Source organism: Streptomyces sp. NPDC054796 (assembly GCF_053611545.1).
Window position 1 is genome coordinate 26,062 of sequence record NZ_JBSHAO010000068.1, and the last position, 15,418, is coordinate 41,479.

14 protein-coding genes are annotated in these 15,418 nt (G+C 70.2%); 10 read left to right on the plus strand and 4 right to left on the minus strand.

Annotation, left to right across the window (positions count from 1 at the left end; genetic code table 11):
• The first annotated feature begins 33 nt into the window (after positions 1 to 33).
• On the plus strand, positions 34 to 279 hold the full coding sequence (locus tag ACWGJ2_RS35305; RefSeq protein WP_453350445.1) for a hypothetical protein: 246 nt from the start codon (positions 34 to 36) through the stop codon (positions 277 to 279).
• A 105-nt stretch (positions 280 to 384) separates the two neighbouring features.
• Here ACWGJ2_RS35305 and ACWGJ2_RS35310 read toward each other — a convergent pair whose 3' ends face one another.
• Entirely contained in the window at positions 385 to 1,023 is a 639-nt protein-coding gene (locus ACWGJ2_RS35310) for a TetR/AcrR family transcriptional regulator (RefSeq protein WP_453350446.1), read from the minus strand.
• A gap of 91 nt (positions 1,024 to 1,114) precedes the next feature.
• On the opposite strand from ACWGJ2_RS35310, the gene ACWGJ2_RS35315 reads away from it, so the two are divergent.
• On the plus strand, positions 1,115 to 2,071 hold the full coding sequence (locus ACWGJ2_RS35315) for an NAD(P)-dependent alcohol dehydrogenase (protein ID WP_453350447.1): 957 nt from the start codon (positions 1,115 to 1,117) through the stop codon (positions 2,069 to 2,071).
• A gap of 45 nt (positions 2,072 to 2,116) precedes the next feature.
• On the opposite strand, the gene ACWGJ2_RS35320 is transcribed toward ACWGJ2_RS35315, so the two are convergent.
• The 3 genes from ACWGJ2_RS35320 to ACWGJ2_RS35330 all read right to left on the minus strand — a co-directional run bounded on the left by ACWGJ2_RS35320 (position 2,117) and on the right by ACWGJ2_RS35330 (position 3,685).
• On the minus strand, positions 2,117 to 2,542 hold the full coding sequence (locus ACWGJ2_RS35320; protein ID WP_453350457.1) for a VOC family protein: 426 nt from the start codon (positions 2,540 to 2,542) through the stop codon (positions 2,117 to 2,119).
• A 175-nt stretch (positions 2,543 to 2,717) separates the two neighbouring features.
• Positions 2,718 to 2,924, minus strand: coding sequence for a DUF397 domain-containing protein (locus ACWGJ2_RS35325; protein WP_453350448.1), 207 nt, complete (start codon positions 2,922 to 2,924; stop codon positions 2,718 to 2,720).
• Entirely contained in the window at positions 2,921 to 3,685 is a 765-nt protein-coding gene (locus ACWGJ2_RS35330; protein ID WP_453350458.1) for a helix-turn-helix domain-containing protein, read from the minus strand. Before ACWGJ2_RS35330 ends, ACWGJ2_RS35325 begins: the two co-directional genes overlap by 4 nt.
• A gap of 284 nt (positions 3,686 to 3,969) precedes the next feature.
• Between ACWGJ2_RS35330 and ACWGJ2_RS35335 the strand changes: the two genes are divergently transcribed.
• From ACWGJ2_RS35335 to ACWGJ2_RS35370, 8 genes are all read left to right on the plus strand, one after another.
• Complete coding sequence (locus ACWGJ2_RS35335) at positions 3,970 to 4,401, plus strand: ATP-binding protein (protein ID WP_453350449.1); 432 nt, start codon at positions 3,970 to 3,972, stop codon at positions 4,399 to 4,401.
• Between the two features lie 184 nt (positions 4,402 to 4,585).
• Entirely contained in the window at positions 4,586 to 7,111 is a 2,526-nt protein-coding gene (locus ACWGJ2_RS35340) for an ABC transporter family substrate-binding protein (RefSeq protein WP_453350450.1), read from the plus strand.
• A 165-nt stretch (positions 7,112 to 7,276) separates the two neighbouring features.
• Entirely contained in the window at positions 7,277 to 9,148 is a 1,872-nt protein-coding gene (gene typA, locus ACWGJ2_RS35345) for a translational GTPase TypA (protein WP_453350451.1), read from the plus strand.
• 228 nt (positions 9,149 to 9,376) lie between these two features.
• Positions 9,377 to 11,008, plus strand: a complete 1,632-nt coding sequence (locus ACWGJ2_RS35350; RefSeq protein WP_453350452.1) for a peptide ABC transporter substrate-binding protein — start codon at positions 9,377 to 9,379, stop codon at positions 11,006 to 11,008.
• A 6-nt stretch (positions 11,009 to 11,014) separates the two neighbouring features.
• Positions 11,015 to 11,938 carry an ABC transporter permease gene (locus ACWGJ2_RS35355; protein ID WP_453350453.1) on the plus strand — a complete coding sequence of 308 codons (924 nt, stop codon included), beginning with the start codon at positions 11,015 to 11,017 and terminating at the stop codon, positions 11,936 to 11,938.
• 41 nt (positions 11,939 to 11,979) lie between these two features.
• Positions 11,980 to 12,975 (plus strand): ABC transporter permease, encoded by a 996-nt coding sequence (locus ACWGJ2_RS35360; RefSeq protein ID WP_453350454.1) that lies wholly within the window; start codon positions 11,980 to 11,982, stop codon positions 12,973 to 12,975.
• 11 nt (positions 12,976 to 12,986) lie between these two features.
• Positions 12,987 to 13,967 (plus strand): ABC transporter ATP-binding protein, encoded by a 981-nt coding sequence (locus ACWGJ2_RS35365; RefSeq protein ID WP_453350455.1) that lies wholly within the window; start codon positions 12,987 to 12,989, stop codon positions 13,965 to 13,967.
• Positions 13,957 to 15,084, plus strand: a complete 1,128-nt coding sequence (locus ACWGJ2_RS35370) for an ABC transporter ATP-binding protein (RefSeq protein WP_453350456.1) — start codon at positions 13,957 to 13,959, stop codon at positions 15,082 to 15,084. The genes ACWGJ2_RS35365 and ACWGJ2_RS35370 overlap by 11 nt, the downstream gene beginning before the upstream one ends.
• Positions 15,085 to 15,418 lie beyond the last annotated feature (334 nt).

Genomic DNA, 15,418 nt, shown 5'->3' on the forward strand with positions numbered 1-15,418 from the left:
GAAGCTCTGAAGTTGGTCTCACTTGGAGGATGTATGAAGTCGTGGCGTTCCCGTGCCGCTGCCGGTCTGGCCGTGGCCGCCGCTGTGGTCGCCATCCCGCTGACCGCCGGTTCCGCTGCCGCTGAGGGCTGGGAGCCGGTCGGTGGCGGTCCCGCGGTGTACGGCTCGCTGGCCGAGTGCGAGGCCGAGGCGGCGCAGCTCAAGGCTGACGGCACCTACAAGGACGCCCGGTGCTACACCGACGAGAAGGGCTGGGTCTTCTTGGAGGTGCTGCGCTGACACCCGGCAGACCCGGCCCGGCGCTCGTCGTTCCGAGCGCCCCGCTGCCCCGCTGCCCCGGAGGCCCACCGGTCTCCGGGGCAGCGGCATGTCCGGCCGGCGTTGTCAGGCGCCGTCCGACGGAGCGGAGGCGGGGTCAGGGGCGGGGGAGCGCACGCCCTCGATGGCGAGGTCCAGCAGCCGGCCCGCCTGCGCGCCGCCGTCGTGCTCCTCCGACGTGGCCGAGATGGCGCTGACGAGAGCGAGCAGGTCCTCGGCCCGGACACCGGCACGTACCGTGCCCGCCTGCCGCGCCCGGTCGAGCAGCTCGTCCGCCGCGGCGGTGATCATCGTCGCGCAGCCGTCGTTCCCCTCCAGCAGGTCGGCGTCCTGGCCGCCGCCGCGCAGCAGTGACCCGACCAGGCCGTGGCTGGCTGCCGCGTAGGCGGTGAAGTCCCGCAGCCAGGCGAAGAGCGCGGTGCCGGGCTCGCCGCCTTGCGCGTGCTCCCGTGCCCGGGCGCACAGTGCTTCGACGCGGTCGCGGAAGACGACCTCCAGCAGCGAGCGCCGGGAGGGGAAGTGCCGGTGCAGGGTCGCGGAGCCGACACCGGCCCTGCGGGCGATCTCTTCCAGTGACGCGTCGGCGCCGTGGGCCGTGAAGGTCTCCTCCGCGGCGGCGACGATGCGTTCGTAGTTGCGCCGGGCGTCCGCGCGCATGGGCCCTCGCGCCGTGCTGCCGACCACCATGACCTCCAGGTTTGCCAAATGGGGTGCCTCTCCGTTTATTGTAGCGAGCGTAAGTGGGGGGCCACCCCGTTTCTCGGGGTGGACGGTACGGAGAGTCAGGAGAACCGTCATGCGTGCCGTGCAGTACGACCGTTTTGGCCCGCCCGAGGTGCTGCGCGTCGCCGAGGTGCCGAAGCCCGGCCCCGGACCGCGAGAAGTGCTGGTCGAGGTGCACGCGGCCAGCGTGGACGCGGGGGAGACCGCCTTCCGCGCGGGCAAGATGCGCGGCATCGCCCGCGCCAAGTTCCCCCGTGGCGTGGGCGGCGACTTCGCCGGGCGCGTCGTGGAGGTAGGCGCGCAGGTGCGCGGCTGGCAGCCCGGCGACGCGGTGTGGGGCGTCATGCCGCACTTCACCTTCGGCGCCATCGCCGACTACGTCGCCGTCCCCGGGGAACGGCTCGCCGCCGCGCCCGGGAACCTGAGCCTGCTGGAGGCCGCGGCGCTGCCGACGTCGGGAACCACCGCGCTGACCACGCTGACGGAGAAGGCGCGCCTCGCCCCCGGCGAGCGGCTACTGATCCGGGGCGCCACCGGGGGCGTCGGCAGCATCGCCGTGCAGCTCGGCAAGGCGCTCGGTGCGCACGTCACCGCCCTCGCCGGTGCCGGGAACCTCGACTGGATCAGGGAACTGGGCGCCGACGAGGCCCTGGACTACCGCACCACCCGGCCGGGCGACCTCGGCCGCTTCGACGTCATCGTCGACGTGGTCGGCACCGAGCTGGGCGCCTATCAGGCCCGGCTCGACCGGCGGGGACGCATGATCGCCCTCGCCTTCGACCCGGACCGCATCGTCGCGTCCATGCTCGGGACGGGAGTGCGCGCCGCGCTCCGGCCCCGTCGGATCAAGCTGTTCAGCAACAACCCGCCCGCCGAGCGCATAGCGGAACTCGCCCGGCGCGCCGAGAAGGGGGACGTGCGGCCCGTGATCCACGCCGTCCTGCCGATGGACGGCATCGCGGAGGCCCACCGGGGGCTCGAAGCGGGGGGCGTGCGCGGGAAGTTCGTCGTGGACATGCGCCGCGCATAGCTGCCCACCCACCTCGCGCGCCACCCACCTCGCGGGTGACGGAACCTAGCCGATCCGTTCGGCCAGCGCGACGATGATTCCCGAGGGCCCGCGGAGGTTGCAGAGCCGGTATACGTTCTCGTACCGCGCCACCTCGCCGAGGAGTTCGGCACCGTGGCGGCGCAGACGGGCGATCGTGTCGTCGATGTCGTCGACGGCGAACATGACGCGGTGCAGGCCCAGCGTGTTGGGTGGCGGGTCGAGCGGCCCGGCGGTGACCGCGGCGGGGGCGTGGAACTTCGTCAGCTCCAGCTTGCCGTGGCCGTCAGGGGTGCGCATCATCGCGATGGCGCTGCGGACCCCGTCGAGACCGAGCATCTGGTCCGCCACGGTTCCCCCGGTCTGCGCTTCGCCCTCCAGCTCCATGCCCAGCTCGATGAAGAAGTCGACGGCGGCCTCCAGGTCGTCGACGACGATGCCTACGTTGTCCATCCGCTGAATCGTCACGGGGTGCTCCTCCTGCGTCGCGCAGCCCAGTCCGTTCTGGCTGCTGTTACCCCTGGGACGGAGCCGCTGCGGCATTCTCGACACCCGGACGTGTCAAAGTTCCGGGCGCTTCACCTTGCCGACGGCCTACGGTTCGCGAACCGTGCGCCGTGCCGGGTGGTCAGCGCGTGGTGGCGTGCGCGACGAACGTCGACCAGGCGGTGGGGGACGCGGTGAGGTGGGGGAGGGTGACGTCTTTGGAGTCGCGGATGTGGACCGTGGCCGAGGTGGCGGCGACCTCGACGCAGTCCGGGTCTTCGTTGCTGCTGTAGCTGCTCTTGACCCATGTCAGCGGGGCATCAGGTCCGGTCCGGTGATGGCGGGTCATGTCTCTCCCAGGATCTTCTCGATGAACTGCAACGACTCGCGTGGGGTGAGAGCCTGCGCTCGGAGCATGCCATATCGCATCGTGATGAGCTGCAACTCCTTCGGATCCCAGATCAAACGGTGCGAGAGCTGGGTCTCCAAGAAGCCCACTGTCGCACCGTTATCCATTTTCAGCACGCGTAGCCCGCCTCCCATCCCGGCGTGCTCTTCGCAGCCTGTCGGCATCACTTGGAGCTCCACGTGCCGTAGACGCCCTACCTCCAAGAGGTGTTCGAGCTGGCGACGGAACACAGTCCTGCCACCCAGGGGGCGGCGCAGCGTTACCTCTTCCTGGACGAAGATGAGTGTTGGCGCCGGTTGCCGGTCGAAGATCTTCTTCCGGGCCATTCGTGCGGTTACCTGGCGGTCGATCTCATCTTCGCTGTAGGCCGGTCGTCGCATGGCAAACAGTGCTCGGGCGTAGTCCTCGGTCTGTAGGAGGCCGTGCAGGTTGTGGTTCCCGTATGCGCCCAGCTCAACGATGTGCTCCTCCAGCTTGACCAGATTCCGGACCTTCTTGGGGTAGCGGGCCTCGGCCACGTCCTTCTTCATGGCCGAGATCTTGCCGTTGGCCCCCAGCACCGCATCCGTGTTGTCCAGGAACTCCGGCTTCGGGACGCGCCTGCCGCGTTCCACCGAGGAGACCAGGTCTTCGCCGTAGCCGATACGTACGCCTAGCTCGGACTGCTTCAGCCCTGCGGCCTCGCGCCACACTTTGATCATGCGGCCGACGGCGCGAAGCACCGGTCCGCTGTCGTCCTCCGCGTCGGGATCCCAGGTGCTACCGTCCGCGCCGTCCGTGGTGTAGTTCGATCGTCGCGTGCCGGATGTTCCCTCGTTCACGTGCGCCTGCCTTCGTCGTGACGTCTCTCCCCGTACTCAACACAGGTGGGTTTAGGCGTGTCACGGTCGATGGCCCGTACAAACCCCCACCTCATCCGTACAAGTGCGCCTCGTTCGCCTGCCGTTGCTGGTCACCCTCCGTGCCGCTGGCCACGCTGGGTGAGATGAGCCGACCGCACTTCACCGTCCTGCTCCCCTCCACCCGCAAGGGCGCCCACCGCGCCCGGCTGGTCGCCGTCGCACAGCTCTGTGCGTGGGGCGTGCCCGTCGTGGCGACCGAGGGGGCCGCGAGCGTGGTCGCGGAGCTGGCCGCCAACGCGGTGACGCACGGGCGCGTGCCGGGGCGGCGCTTCCGGCTGGAGCTGTTTCTGCGCTGCGACGGTGTGCTGCGCGTCGAGGTGGCCGACGCGCGGGGCGAGGCGCGTCCGCCCGGGTCCGGTGGGCTCAGGGTCGTGGCCGAGGACGCCGAGTCGGGGCGCGGGCTGCTGCTCGTCGAGGCGCTGGCCCTGCGCTGGGGAGTCGCGCCGGGCCCGTTTCCGTGCAAGTCCGTCTGGGCCGAGGTCGCCCTGGGGGAGGCGGCTCGGCCTGTCGGGTGACCGGCCGTCCCGGCTGCGGCGCGCCCCCGCGTGCTCCGCACGGGTGGCGTCGGGGCCGATTCACGCGTGCCTCCCCGATGAGGGGGAAGGGCTCGCATTCAGTGGGGCAAAAGATGTGATGAGCCGCCAAAGCCGCCAAATGTGGACAAGCATGGGTGAGCGGCCAGCCCGGGAGGTTTCTGCCATGCCAGCCGTGCCAGCCATCGATACCGTCGCTCGGCGCTACGTCGCCGTTCTCGCGGCCGGTGCGCTGCTCCCTCTCGCCGGGTGCAGCTCCACCACGGAGGACTCCGCCGGGGGCGCGACGGGCGCAGCCCGGGACGTGCCCACCGCCTCGCGCGCGCAGGTCGCCGAGGGCGGGACGCTGCGGTGGGCGGTGGACAGCGTGCCGCAGACGTTCAACACGTACCAGCCCGACGCCGACGCCACGACGGACCGCGTCGCGGGCGCCACCCTGCCCTCGCTGTTCACGCTCGACGAGAAGGCCAGGCCGCAGGCCAACAAGGACTACCTCGTCTCGGCCAAGGTCACGGCGACCAAGCCCCGTCAGACCGTCGTCTACAAGCTCAACCCGAAGGCGAAGTGGAACGACGGGCGCCCGCTGGGCGCCAAGGACTTCGTCGCCCAGTGGAAGGCGCTGAACGGCAGGCACGGCGCGTACTGGTCGGCCCGCAACGCCGGGTACAACCGCATCGCGAAGATCACCAAGGGGTCCGGCGCGCACCAGGTCAAGGTCGTGTTCGGGAAGCCGTACGCGGACTGGCAGTCACTCTTCGCGCCGCTCTACCCGAAGTCCGCGATGCGCGGGCCCCACGCCTTCAACCAGGGCTCCCGCAAGAAGCTCCCCGTCTCCGCCGGGCCCTTCAAGCTGAGCCGGGTGAGCAAGGCGAGCCGGTCCGTGAGCCTCGTGCGCGACCCCGCGTGGTGGGGCGAGCGGGCCAAGCTGGACAGGATCAAGCTGAAGGCGGTGCCCCGCGCCAAGCGCGCGGCGGCCCTGGAGGGGCACAAGCTGGACCTCGCCGAGGTCGACGGCAGCGTCGCGCAGCTCGTCTCCGCCGCCAACGCCTCGTCGAAGAACGGCGACCAGGCCGACAAGCAGCTCCCCCAGCGCGGCGCCCCCTCAGCGCCGGGCGAGGTGGGGCACGCGGCACGGGGCGGCCAGGACATCAGCCCGAGGGAACCGGGGCAGGAGCCCCGCTTCGTCAGCGGGCAGCGCGCGGCCGACTCGCTGCACGCCTGGGCCGACGCGCACCTGTCGGAGAAGGCCCGCAAGAAGGCGCGCAAGGAGGCCCGCAAGGCGGAGCGCGCCGAGCGCGAGAAGGCCGCCAAACAGCGCGCGAAGGCCAAGGCGCTGGCGGCCCAGCAGCGCCAGTTGCGCGGCTACACCCTGCGCAAGGCCCTCGACCCGGCCTACACCCAGCTCGCGCTGAACGGCGCCGAGGGTCCGCTGGCCGACGAGCGCGTACGGCGCGCCGTCGCCCGCGCCATCGACCGCGAGGCCCTGGCCGAGCAGGCGCTCAGCGACAGCGGGCTCCCCGCGAAGCCGCTGGGCAGCCACCTGCGCATGGTCGACCAGCACGGCTACAGCGACAACAGTGCCGCGATCGGCAAGAGGGACGTCGAGTCGGCGCAGAGCCTCCTCGGCGAGGCGGGCTGGAAGGGCGGCCCGGCCCAGCCCCCCGCGGGCGCCGACGGCAAGCAGGCCGGAGCGGGCCACGGTGACGCCAAGCACGCCGGGGCGGGCGACCGGTACGCCGGTACGGACGACAAGCCCCGCGCCGCCGCCGCACAGGACGACGGCAAGCCCGCCGCACGCCGCGACGCCCCCGACGGCTCCACCGGCGCCCACCCGAAGAACGGCACGGGCCCCGAAGGCGGAGCCCCCCGCCCTGCGCAGCCCCGCCCGCAGCACAGGACCGAGGCGGAGGCCGCCGCGGTCAGCGTCAGCGCCGAGGACGCCGCACGCGTCGAGGGCAAGCCGCTCAGCCCGGCGGCGCCCGCCGCAGGCCAGCGCGCCGCGCTGCTCGTCCAGGCGGCCCGCGCCGAGCTGCGGCACGCCGTCTGGGAGGGCAGCCCCCGCAAGAAGCGCGTCGCGCGCGCCGCGCTCCGTGCCGCACGGGACCAGCGGGCCACAGCCGACGAGCTGCGGCTGCTCTCCGGCGGCCGGGCCATGGCCGTACGCACCAAGGACGGCAAGCCCCTCGCGCTGCGCTTCGTCCTCCCGGCCGGTCCCGGCTCCGGGCCGATCCGGGCCACGGGGGAGCGGATCGCGGACATGCTGAACGGCATCGGCGTGCGTACGCAGATCAAGAAGGTCGCGGACGAGAGCTACTTCAAGGACCACATCGCGGCGGGCGAGTACGACATGGCCCTCTACTCCTGGCCCGCCTCCGCCTACCCCGCCACCGACGCCCGCCCGATCTTCGCCAAGCCGCGCCCCGCGGCCGACGGCTCGCTCTCCGTCGGGCACAACTACACCCGCGTCGGAACCGACCAGATCGACCAGCTCTTCGAGCAGGCGTCGGGCGAGCTGGACGAAGGGGAGCGCGACGAGCTGATCCGGCGCGCCGACGCCCGCATCTGGGCGGCGGCCGGCTCCGTCCCGCTCTACCAGCGCCCGCAGCTCGTCGCCACGAAGGACAAGGTCGTCAACGCCGGGGCCTTCGGTTTCCAGACGCCCCGTTACCAGGACATCGGATACGAGAAGTAGTCACCCGATCGCGCTACGCGGTCAGCATGAGGGCCCGGGGAGGCGTTGCCGCCCCGGGCCCGTACCATGGTTGACGAGGCCGCGGCGGATCAGCCCGGCAGGGCGCGCGAAAAAGAACCCAAAAGCACCGCGCCCCACCCACAACTCCGGGAGAAGCGCCGCAGCATGCCCACGCGCAATGACATCCGCAATGTCGCCATCGTCGCTCACGTCGACCACGGCAAGACCACCCTGGTCGACGCCATGCTCAAGCAGGCGGGCGCCTTCGCCGCGCACCAGCTCGAGTCCGTCGACGACCGCATGATGGACTCCAATGACCTGGAGCGCGAGAAGGGCATCACCATTCTCGCCAAGAACACCGCCGTCAAGTACCACCCCAAGGACGGCGGCGGCCCCATCGTCATCAACATCATCGACACCCCGGGCCACGCCGACTTCGGTGGCGAGGTCGAGCGCGGCCTGTCGATGGTGGACGCGGTCGTACTGCTCGTGGACGCCTCCGAGGGCCCGCTGCCGCAGACCCGCTTCGTGCTCCGCAAGGCGCTGGAGGCCCGCCTCCCCGTCATCCTGTGCATCAACAAGACGGACCGCTCGGACTCGCGCATCTCCGCGGTCGTCGACGACACCTACGACCTCTTCCTCGACCTGGACGCGGACGAGGAGCAGATCGAGTTCCCGATCGTCTACGCCTGCGCGCGCGACGGCATCGCCTCGCTGACGCAGCCCGAGGACGGCACCGTCCCGGCGGACAGCGAGAACCTGGAGCCGTTCTTCACCACGCTGCTGGAGACCGTCCCGGCGCCGACGTACGAGGAGGACGCGCCCCTCCAGGCCCATGTCACCAACCTGGACGCGGACAACTTCCTCGGCCGTATCGCGCTGCTGCGCGTCAAGAACGGCAAGCTGAAGAAGGGCCAGACCGTGGCCTGGATGAAGCGGGACAAGACCGTCCAGAACGTGCGCATCACCGAGCTGCTGATGACGGACGCGCTCACCCGCAAGCCCGCCGAGGAGGCAGGGCCCGGTGACATCTGCGCCGTCGCCGGCATCCCGGACATCATGATCGGCGAGACGCTGGCGGACCCGGAGAACCCGGTCGCGCTGCCGCTGATCACGGTGGACGAGCCCGCGATCTCCATGACCATCGGTACGAACAACTCGCCGCTGGTCGGCAAGGGCGGCAAGGGCCACAAGGTCACCGCGCGCCTGGTCAAGGACCGCTTGGACCGCGAGCTGGTCGGCAACGTCTCGCTGCGCGTCCTGCCCACCGAGCGCCCCGACACCTGGGAGGTCCAGGGCCGCGGCGAGCTGGCGCTGGCCATCCTCGTCGAGACGATGCGCCGCGAGGGCTTCGAGCTGACCGTCGGCAAGCCCGAGGTCGTCACCCGCGAGATCGACGGCAAGCTGCACGAGCCCGTCGAGCGGATGACCATCGACGCCCCCGAGGAGCACATGGGCGCCATCACGCAGCTCATGGCGACGCGCAAGGGCCGCATGGAGACCATGACCAACCACGGGTCCGGCTGGATCCGCATGGAGTGGATCGTCCCGGCCCGCGGCCTGATCGGCTTCCGCACGGAGTTCCTGACGGAGACCCGCGGCACCGGCATCGCGCACTCCCTCTTCGAGGGCCACGAGCCGTGGTTCGGCGAGCTGCGCACCCGTCACAGCGGGTCGCTGGTCGCCGACCGCGCGGGCAAGGCGACGCCGTTCGCGATGATGAACCTCCAGGAGCGCGGCACGATCTTCATCGAGCCCGGTACCGAGGTGTACGAGGGCATGCTCGTCGGCGAGAACTCGCGTTCCGACGACATGGACGTCAACATCACCAAGGAAAAGAAGATGACCAACATGCGCGCGGCCTCGGCCGACACCACGGAGAACCTGGTGCCGCCGCGCAAGCTCTCGCTGGAGCAGGCGCTGGAGTTCTGCCGCGAGGACGAGTGCATCGAGGTCACCCCGGAGACGATCCGCATCCGCAAGGTGAACCTCGACCACAAGGAGCGCGCCCGCGCGGCTGCCCGCGCCAAGCGCTGACCGGTGACCGGCGGCCGGTGACCGTCGGCCCGTAGCACGCACGCCTGGGGGCGGCTCCCGCATCGCGCGGGGGCCGCCCTCGTGCGTGTGCGTCCCGGGCGCGGTACGGCATACGGGGGTTTCTGCGCATCGCGTCCTTCCCCTGGCGGCCTGGTGAACCGGCTTCTGGGGCGAAAAGAGTGTTATGTGGTTCTGAGTCATGACTTTCAGCACCACGGGAGGCACCTCATGCGCGGAGCCACGCGAGTCACAGGGGCCGTCGGATGTGCGGCCATCGTGCTGGCAGCCGCAGGATGCGGCGGAGGCGGCGGTGGGGGCGGGGACACGGGGACCCAGGACGGGGTCGTACGCGCCTTCTGGACGGACCCGCAGAACCCCATCGAGCCCGCCAACACCAACGAGGTGCAGGGCGGCAAGGTCCTGGACATGACCTTCCGCGGTCTCAAGCGCTACGACCCGGACACCGGCAAGGCCGAGAACGCCGTCGCCGAGTCCATCGAGACCAGCGACCAGCGGAACTTCACGGTGAAGCTGAAGAAGGGCTGGAAGTTCTCCGACGGCACAGCCGTGACGGCCAAGTCCTTCGTGGACGCCTGGAATTACGGGGCACTGGTCACCAACAAGCAGGTGAACTCGTACTTCTTTGAATACATCGAGGGGTACGAGGACGTTCACCCCGAAAAGGGCAAGCCGAAGGCGAAGAAGCTGTCCGGGCTCAAGGCCGAGGACAAGCACACCTTCACGGTGAAGCTCAACCAGAAGTTCTCCCTGTGGCCCGAAACGCTCGGCTACGCCGCCTACGCGCCGCTTCCGGAGAAGTTCTTCGAGGACCACGACGGCTGGCTGGAGAAGCCGGTCGGGAACGGCCCGTACAAGGTCGACTCGTACACCAAGGGACAGTCCATGAAGCTGTCCAGGAACGGGAAGTACGCGGGCCAGGACAAGCCGAAGAACAAGGGCGTCGAGCTGAAGGTCTACACCGACCAGAACACCGGCTACACCGACCTCCAGGCGGGCAACCTCGACGTCGTCGACGAACTGCCGGCCGCCCAGCTCAAGAACGCGAAGAAGGACCTCGACGGGCGCTACATCAACCAGCCCGCGGGAATTCTCCAGACCGTCTCGCTGCCCCTCTACAAGAAGCAGTGGAAGGGCGAGAAGGCGCTGCTCGTGCGGCGCGGCCTGTCGATGGCCATCAACCGCGAAGAGGTCACCGAGAAGATCTACCACGGCACCCGCAAGCCCGCCACGGACCTCACCTCGCCCGTCCTCAAGGCCGCGGGCGGCTACAAGGCGGGCCTGTGCGGCGAGACCTGCACCTACGACCCGAAGAAGGCGCGGCAGCTCATCAAGCAGGGCGGCGGCCTCCCCGGCGGGAAGATCACCCTCACCTCGAACGTGGACACCGGCTCACACCAGCAGTGGATGGAAGCCGTCTGCAACAGCATCAACGACACCCTCGGCAAGAGCGACGCGTGCAGCGTCAACCCCGTCCCGACCTTCGGCGAATTCCGCAAGAACATCGCGGGCAAGAAGATGAAGGGCCTCTTCCGCACCGGCTGGCAGATGGACTATCCGCTCATCCAGAACTTCCTCCAGCCGCTCTACTACACCGACGCCTCCTCCAACGACTCCGGCTACTCCAGCTCCACCGTCGACAAGCTGATGGACGAGGCGAACGCGGCCCAGGAATCGGCGGCGATCGCCAAGTTCCAGGAGGCCGAGAAGCAGGTGCTCCGCGACCTCCCCGCCATTCCCCTCTGGTACCAGAACGGCAACGCGGGCTATTCGGACCGGGTGAGCGGCGTGCGGCTCAACCCCTTCTCCGTGCCGGTGTTCACCGACATCAAGGTCAAGTGAGGCTCCGTGGGGCGCTACGTCATCAGACGACTGCTCCAGATGATCCCGGTGTTCATCGGGACCACCTTTCTCATCTTCGTGATGGTCTACGCGGTCGGCGACCCGGTCAACGCCATGTTCGGGGACCGCGCACCCGACCCGTCGACCGCGGCCCAGTTGCGCGCAGAGTTCAACCTCGACAAGCCCGTATGGCAGCAGTACCTGCTCTACATGGGAAAGATCTTCACCGGTGACTTCGGCAACGCCTTCAACGGCCAGCCCGTCACGGAACTCATGTCCACCGCCTTTCCCATCACGCTCCGGCTCACCCTCATCGCCATCGCCTTCGAGATCGTCATCGGCATCATTCTCGGCGTGGTCACGGGGCTGCGCCGCGGCCGTCCCGTCGACACGACGGTGCTGATGCTCACCCTCGTCGTCATCTCCGTGCCGACGTTCGTGACCGGCACCCTCGCCCAGTTCGTGTTCGGCGTGAAGTGGGGCTGGATCCGGCCCGCCGTCTCGCCCGCCGCGCCCGCGGGCGAACTGCTGCTCCCCGGGCTCGTCCTCGCCCTCGTCTCCCTCGCCTACGTCACCCGGCTCACCCGTACCTCCATCGCGGAGAACGCGCGGGCCGACTACGTCCGTACGGCCGTCGCCAAGGGCCTGCCGCGCAGCCGGGTGACCGTGCGGCACCTGCTGCGCAACTCGCTGATCCCCGTCGTCACCTTCCTCGGTACCGACGTAGGCAACCTGATGGCAGGGGCCCTCGTCACCGAGCGGATCTTCAACATCCAGGGCGTCGGCTTCCAGCTCTGGCAGGGCATCGTGCGGCAGAACTCGCCGACCGTCGTGGGCTTCGTGACGATCCTCGTCATCGTCTTCCTCCTCGCGAACCTGCTCGTCGACCTCCTCTACGCCGTGCTCGACCCGAGGATCCGCTATGTCTGAACCCGCGCCTCCGCACCCGTACCGGCACCTGGGGGTGGCACATGGCTGAGCGGCTGCCAGGGGACCCCGTCGCGCCGGGCGGGCCCCCCGCCATCGGCGGCGCCGGAGGCGCGCTGGACCTGGCCACGGAGGAGGCGGGCGAGCTGCGCGGAGGCCCGCGCCCCGACGGGACGGGGCCACGGGAGCGGGCGCGGAGCCTGTGGTCCGACGCCTGGTACGACCTGCGCCGCAACCCCGTCTTCCTCATCGCCGGGCTGCTGATCCTCTTCCTCGTCCTCATCTCCCTGTGGCCAGGGCTCATCGCCAGCCGCGACCCGCTCTCCTGCCAACTGGGCAAATCGCTCAACGAGGCGTCCTCGGGCCACTGGTTCGGCTACGACACCCAGGGCTGCGACGTCTACACCCGCGTCGTCTACGGCGCCCGCACCTCCGTCACCGTCGGCGTCTGCGCCACCCTCGGCGTCGCCGTGCTGGGCAGCGTGCTGGGCGGGCTCGCCGGGTTCTTCGGGGGCTGGTGGGACGCGATCCTCTCCCGGATCACCGACATCTTCTTCGGCATCCCCATCGTGCTCGGCGGGCTGGTCTTCCTCTCCATGACCGGCAGCCGCTCCGTGTGGACCGTCGTCACCTTCATCGTCCTGCTGGGCTGGCCGCAGATCGCCCGTATCGCGCGCGGCTCCGTCATCACCGCCAAGCAGAACGACTACGTCCAGGCGGCCCGCGCGCTCGGCGCGGGCAACACCCGCATGCTCGTCCGGCACATCCTGCCCAACGCCGTCGCGCCCGTCATCGTGACCGCCACCATCGCGCTGGGCACGTACATCGCGCTCGAAGCCACCCTCAGCTACCTCGGCGTCGGCCTCCAGCCGCCCACCGTCTCCTGGGGCGCGGACATCTCCGCCGCCTCCCAGGGGATGCAGTTCCGCAACGCGCCGCACATCCTGCTCTACCCCGCCGCCGCGCTGAGCCTCACCGTGCTGGCCTTCATCATGCTCGGCGACGCGGTGCGCGACGCCCTCGATCCCAAGCTGCGCTGAGGGAGGCGTACGTGACACTGCTCGAAGTACGCGATCTGCACGTCGAGTTCCACACCCGCGACGGGGTCGCCAAGGCCGTCAACGGCGTCAGCTACGAGGTCGCGGCGGGCGAGACCCTCGCCGTCCTCGGCGAATCGGGCTCGGGCAAGTCGGTCACCGCGCAGGCCGTCATGGGCATCCTCGACGTCCCGCCGGGGCGCATCACGGGCGGCGAGATCCTCTTCCAGGGCCAGGACCTGCTGAAACTCCCCGAGGAAGAGCGCCGCAAGGTACGGGGCGCCCGGATGGCCATGATCTTCCAGGACGCGCTCTCCTCCCTGAACCCGGTGCTGAGCGTCGGCTACCAGCTCGGCGAGATGTACCGCGTCCACCAGGGCAGCTCGCGCAAGGACGCCAGGGCCAGGGCCGTCGAGCTGATGGACCGGGTCCGCATCCCCGCCGCGCGGGAGCGCGTGAACGACTACCCGCACCAGTTCAGCGGCGGCATGCGCCAGCGCATCATGATCGCGATGGCGCTGGCGCTCGAACCCGAACTGATCATCGCCGACGAGCCGACGACGGCGCTCGACGTCACCGTCCAGGCCCAGGTCATGGACCTGCTCGCGGAGCTACAGCGCGAGTACCGCATGGGCCTGATCCTGATCACCCACGATCTCGGGGTCGTCGCCGACGTCGCCGACCGCATCGCCGTCATGTACGCGGGCCGCATCGTGGAACGCGCACCCGTACGGGAGCTGTACGCCGCCCCGGCCCACCCGTACACCAGGGGCCTGCTCGACTCCATCCCGCGCGTCGACCAGAAGGGCCGGGAACTGAACGCGGTCAAGGGCCTGCCGCCCAGCCTCCTCAGCATCCCGCCCGGCTGCGCCTACAACCCCCGCTGCCCCATGGCACGCCCCGTCTGCCGCACGGACGAGCCGCCCCTGTACGAGGTGACCGAGGACCGCGCCAGCGCCTGCCACTTCTGGAAGGAGATGCTCGATGCACCGTGACAGCTCCGGCCGGAAAGAGGCCCGCGAGGAGGGCGAGACGGCGCGGAAGCTGCTCGCGAGGTCCCGCGCCGAGACGGCCTACGCGGCGGGCGAGCCCATCCTCGAGGTACGCGACCTCGTCAAGCACTTCCCGCTCACCCAAGGCGTCGTCCTCAAGCGCCAGGTCGGCGCCGTCAAGGCCGTGGACGGCGTCTCCTTCGACCTGCGGCGCGGCGAGACGCTCGGCATCGTCGGGGAGTCGGGGTGCGGCAAGTCCACCGTCGCCAAGCTGGTCACCAGCCTGGAGGCGCCGACGGCCGGTGAGATCCGCTTCAAGGGCGAGGACATCACACGGCTGTCCGGCAAGGCGCTCAAGGCCGTGCGGCGCAACATCCAGATGGTCTTCCAGGACCCGTACACCTCGCTGAACCCGAGGATGACGGTCGGCGACATCATCGGCGAACCCTTCGAGATCCACCCCGAGGCCGCACCCAAGGGCGACCGGCGGCGCAAGGTCCAGGACCTGCTCGACGTGGTCGGGCTGAACCCCGAGTACATCAACCGGTACCCGCACCAGTTCAGCGGCGGGCAGCGCCAGCGCATCGGCATCGCGCGGGGGCTGGCCCTCCGCCCCGAGATCATCGTCGCCGACGAGCCGGTCTCGGCCCTCGACGTCTCCGTCCAGGCCCAGGTCGTCAACCTCATGGACCGGCTCCAGGACGAGTTCGACCTCTCGTACATGTTCATCGCGCACGACCTGTCCGTCGTGCGGCACATCTCCGACCGGGTCGGGGTGATGTACCTCGGCAGGATCGTCGAGATCGGGTCCGACAGCGCGATCTACGAGCATCCGACGCATCCCTACACGCAGGCGCTGCTCTCGGCCGTGCCCGTTCCCGACCCCGCGGCGGAGGCCCGACGGGAGCGGATCGTCCTGGAAGGGGACGTCCCCTCTCCGGCCGACCCGCCCTCCGGGTGCCGCTTCCGCACCCGGTGCTGGAAGGCCCAACAGCGCTGCGCGGACCTCGAACCCCCACTCACGGTCCCACCCGAGTTCGCCTCCACCTCCGGCCCACCCCACCACCCCTCGGCCTGCCACTTCCCGGAGGACCGCGGGGCCCCTTCGCGGGGTGCGTAAGGGAACGGGGGGTTGCCGGTTCGTCGGGGGTGTTGCGCGGGACGGTTGGCCGGTGTGGTGCGCACTGTAGGGTCCCGCGCTGATTTTCGCGCTGCTGCACGGGGGCGGTGCGCGTGTGGCGGGGCGCCGTGTTCGGGTGCGGGCCGGTGGCTACGGCGCGGCGTGTGGTTGCGGTGCGGTGCGGCTGGCGCCGCGTGGTTCTTGGCTTGTGCCGGTGGCCGTGTGGGGTGTGTGGGTGGGGGGTGTCCGGTGCCGCGGTGGGGTGTCTCCTCGGCGTGAAGCTTTCGTTGTCGGCTTTCTGCCGTCGTTCGTCTCGACCTGCGGGGACACCCCA

What these genes read in the sequence shown, in the direction of transcription:
- ACWGJ2_RS35335 (WP_453350449.1), top strand. Translation starts at nt 3,970, where the DNA reads ATGAGCCGACCGCACTTCACCGTCCTGCTCCCCTCCACCCGCAAGGGC.
- ACWGJ2_RS35325 (WP_453350448.1), bottom strand. Translation starts at nt 2,924, where the DNA reads ATGACCCGCCATCACCGGACCGGACCTGATGCCCCGCTGACATGGGTC.
- ACWGJ2_RS35315 (WP_453350447.1), top strand. Translation starts at nt 1,115, where the DNA reads ATGCGTGCCGTGCAGTACGACCGTTTTGGCCCGCCCGAGGTGCTGCGC.
- typA (WP_453350451.1), top strand. Translation starts at nt 7,277, where the DNA reads ATGCCCACGCGCAATGACATCCGCAATGTCGCCATCGTCGCTCACGTC.
- ACWGJ2_RS35320 (WP_453350457.1), bottom strand. Translation starts at nt 2,542, where the DNA reads ATGGACAACGTAGGCATCGTCGTCGACGACCTGGAGGCCGCCGTCGAC.
- ACWGJ2_RS35305 (WP_453350445.1), top strand. Translation starts at nt 34, where the DNA reads ATGAAGTCGTGGCGTTCCCGTGCCGCTGCCGGTCTGGCCGTGGCCGCC.
- ACWGJ2_RS35330 (WP_453350458.1), bottom strand. Translation starts at nt 3,685, where the DNA reads ATGATCAAAGTGTGGCGCGAGGCCGCAGGGCTGAAGCAGTCCGAGCTA.
- ACWGJ2_RS35360 (WP_453350454.1), top strand. Translation starts at nt 11,980, where the DNA reads ATGGCTGAGCGGCTGCCAGGGGACCCCGTCGCGCCGGGCGGGCCCCCC.
- ACWGJ2_RS35340 (WP_453350450.1), top strand. Translation starts at nt 4,586, where the DNA reads ATGCCAGCCGTGCCAGCCATCGATACCGTCGCTCGGCGCTACGTCGCC.
- ACWGJ2_RS35370 (WP_453350456.1), top strand. Translation starts at nt 13,957, where the DNA reads ATGCACCGTGACAGCTCCGGCCGGAAAGAGGCCCGCGAGGAGGGCGAG.
- ACWGJ2_RS35350 (WP_453350452.1), top strand. Translation starts at nt 9,377, where the DNA reads ATGCGCGGAGCCACGCGAGTCACAGGGGCCGTCGGATGTGCGGCCATC.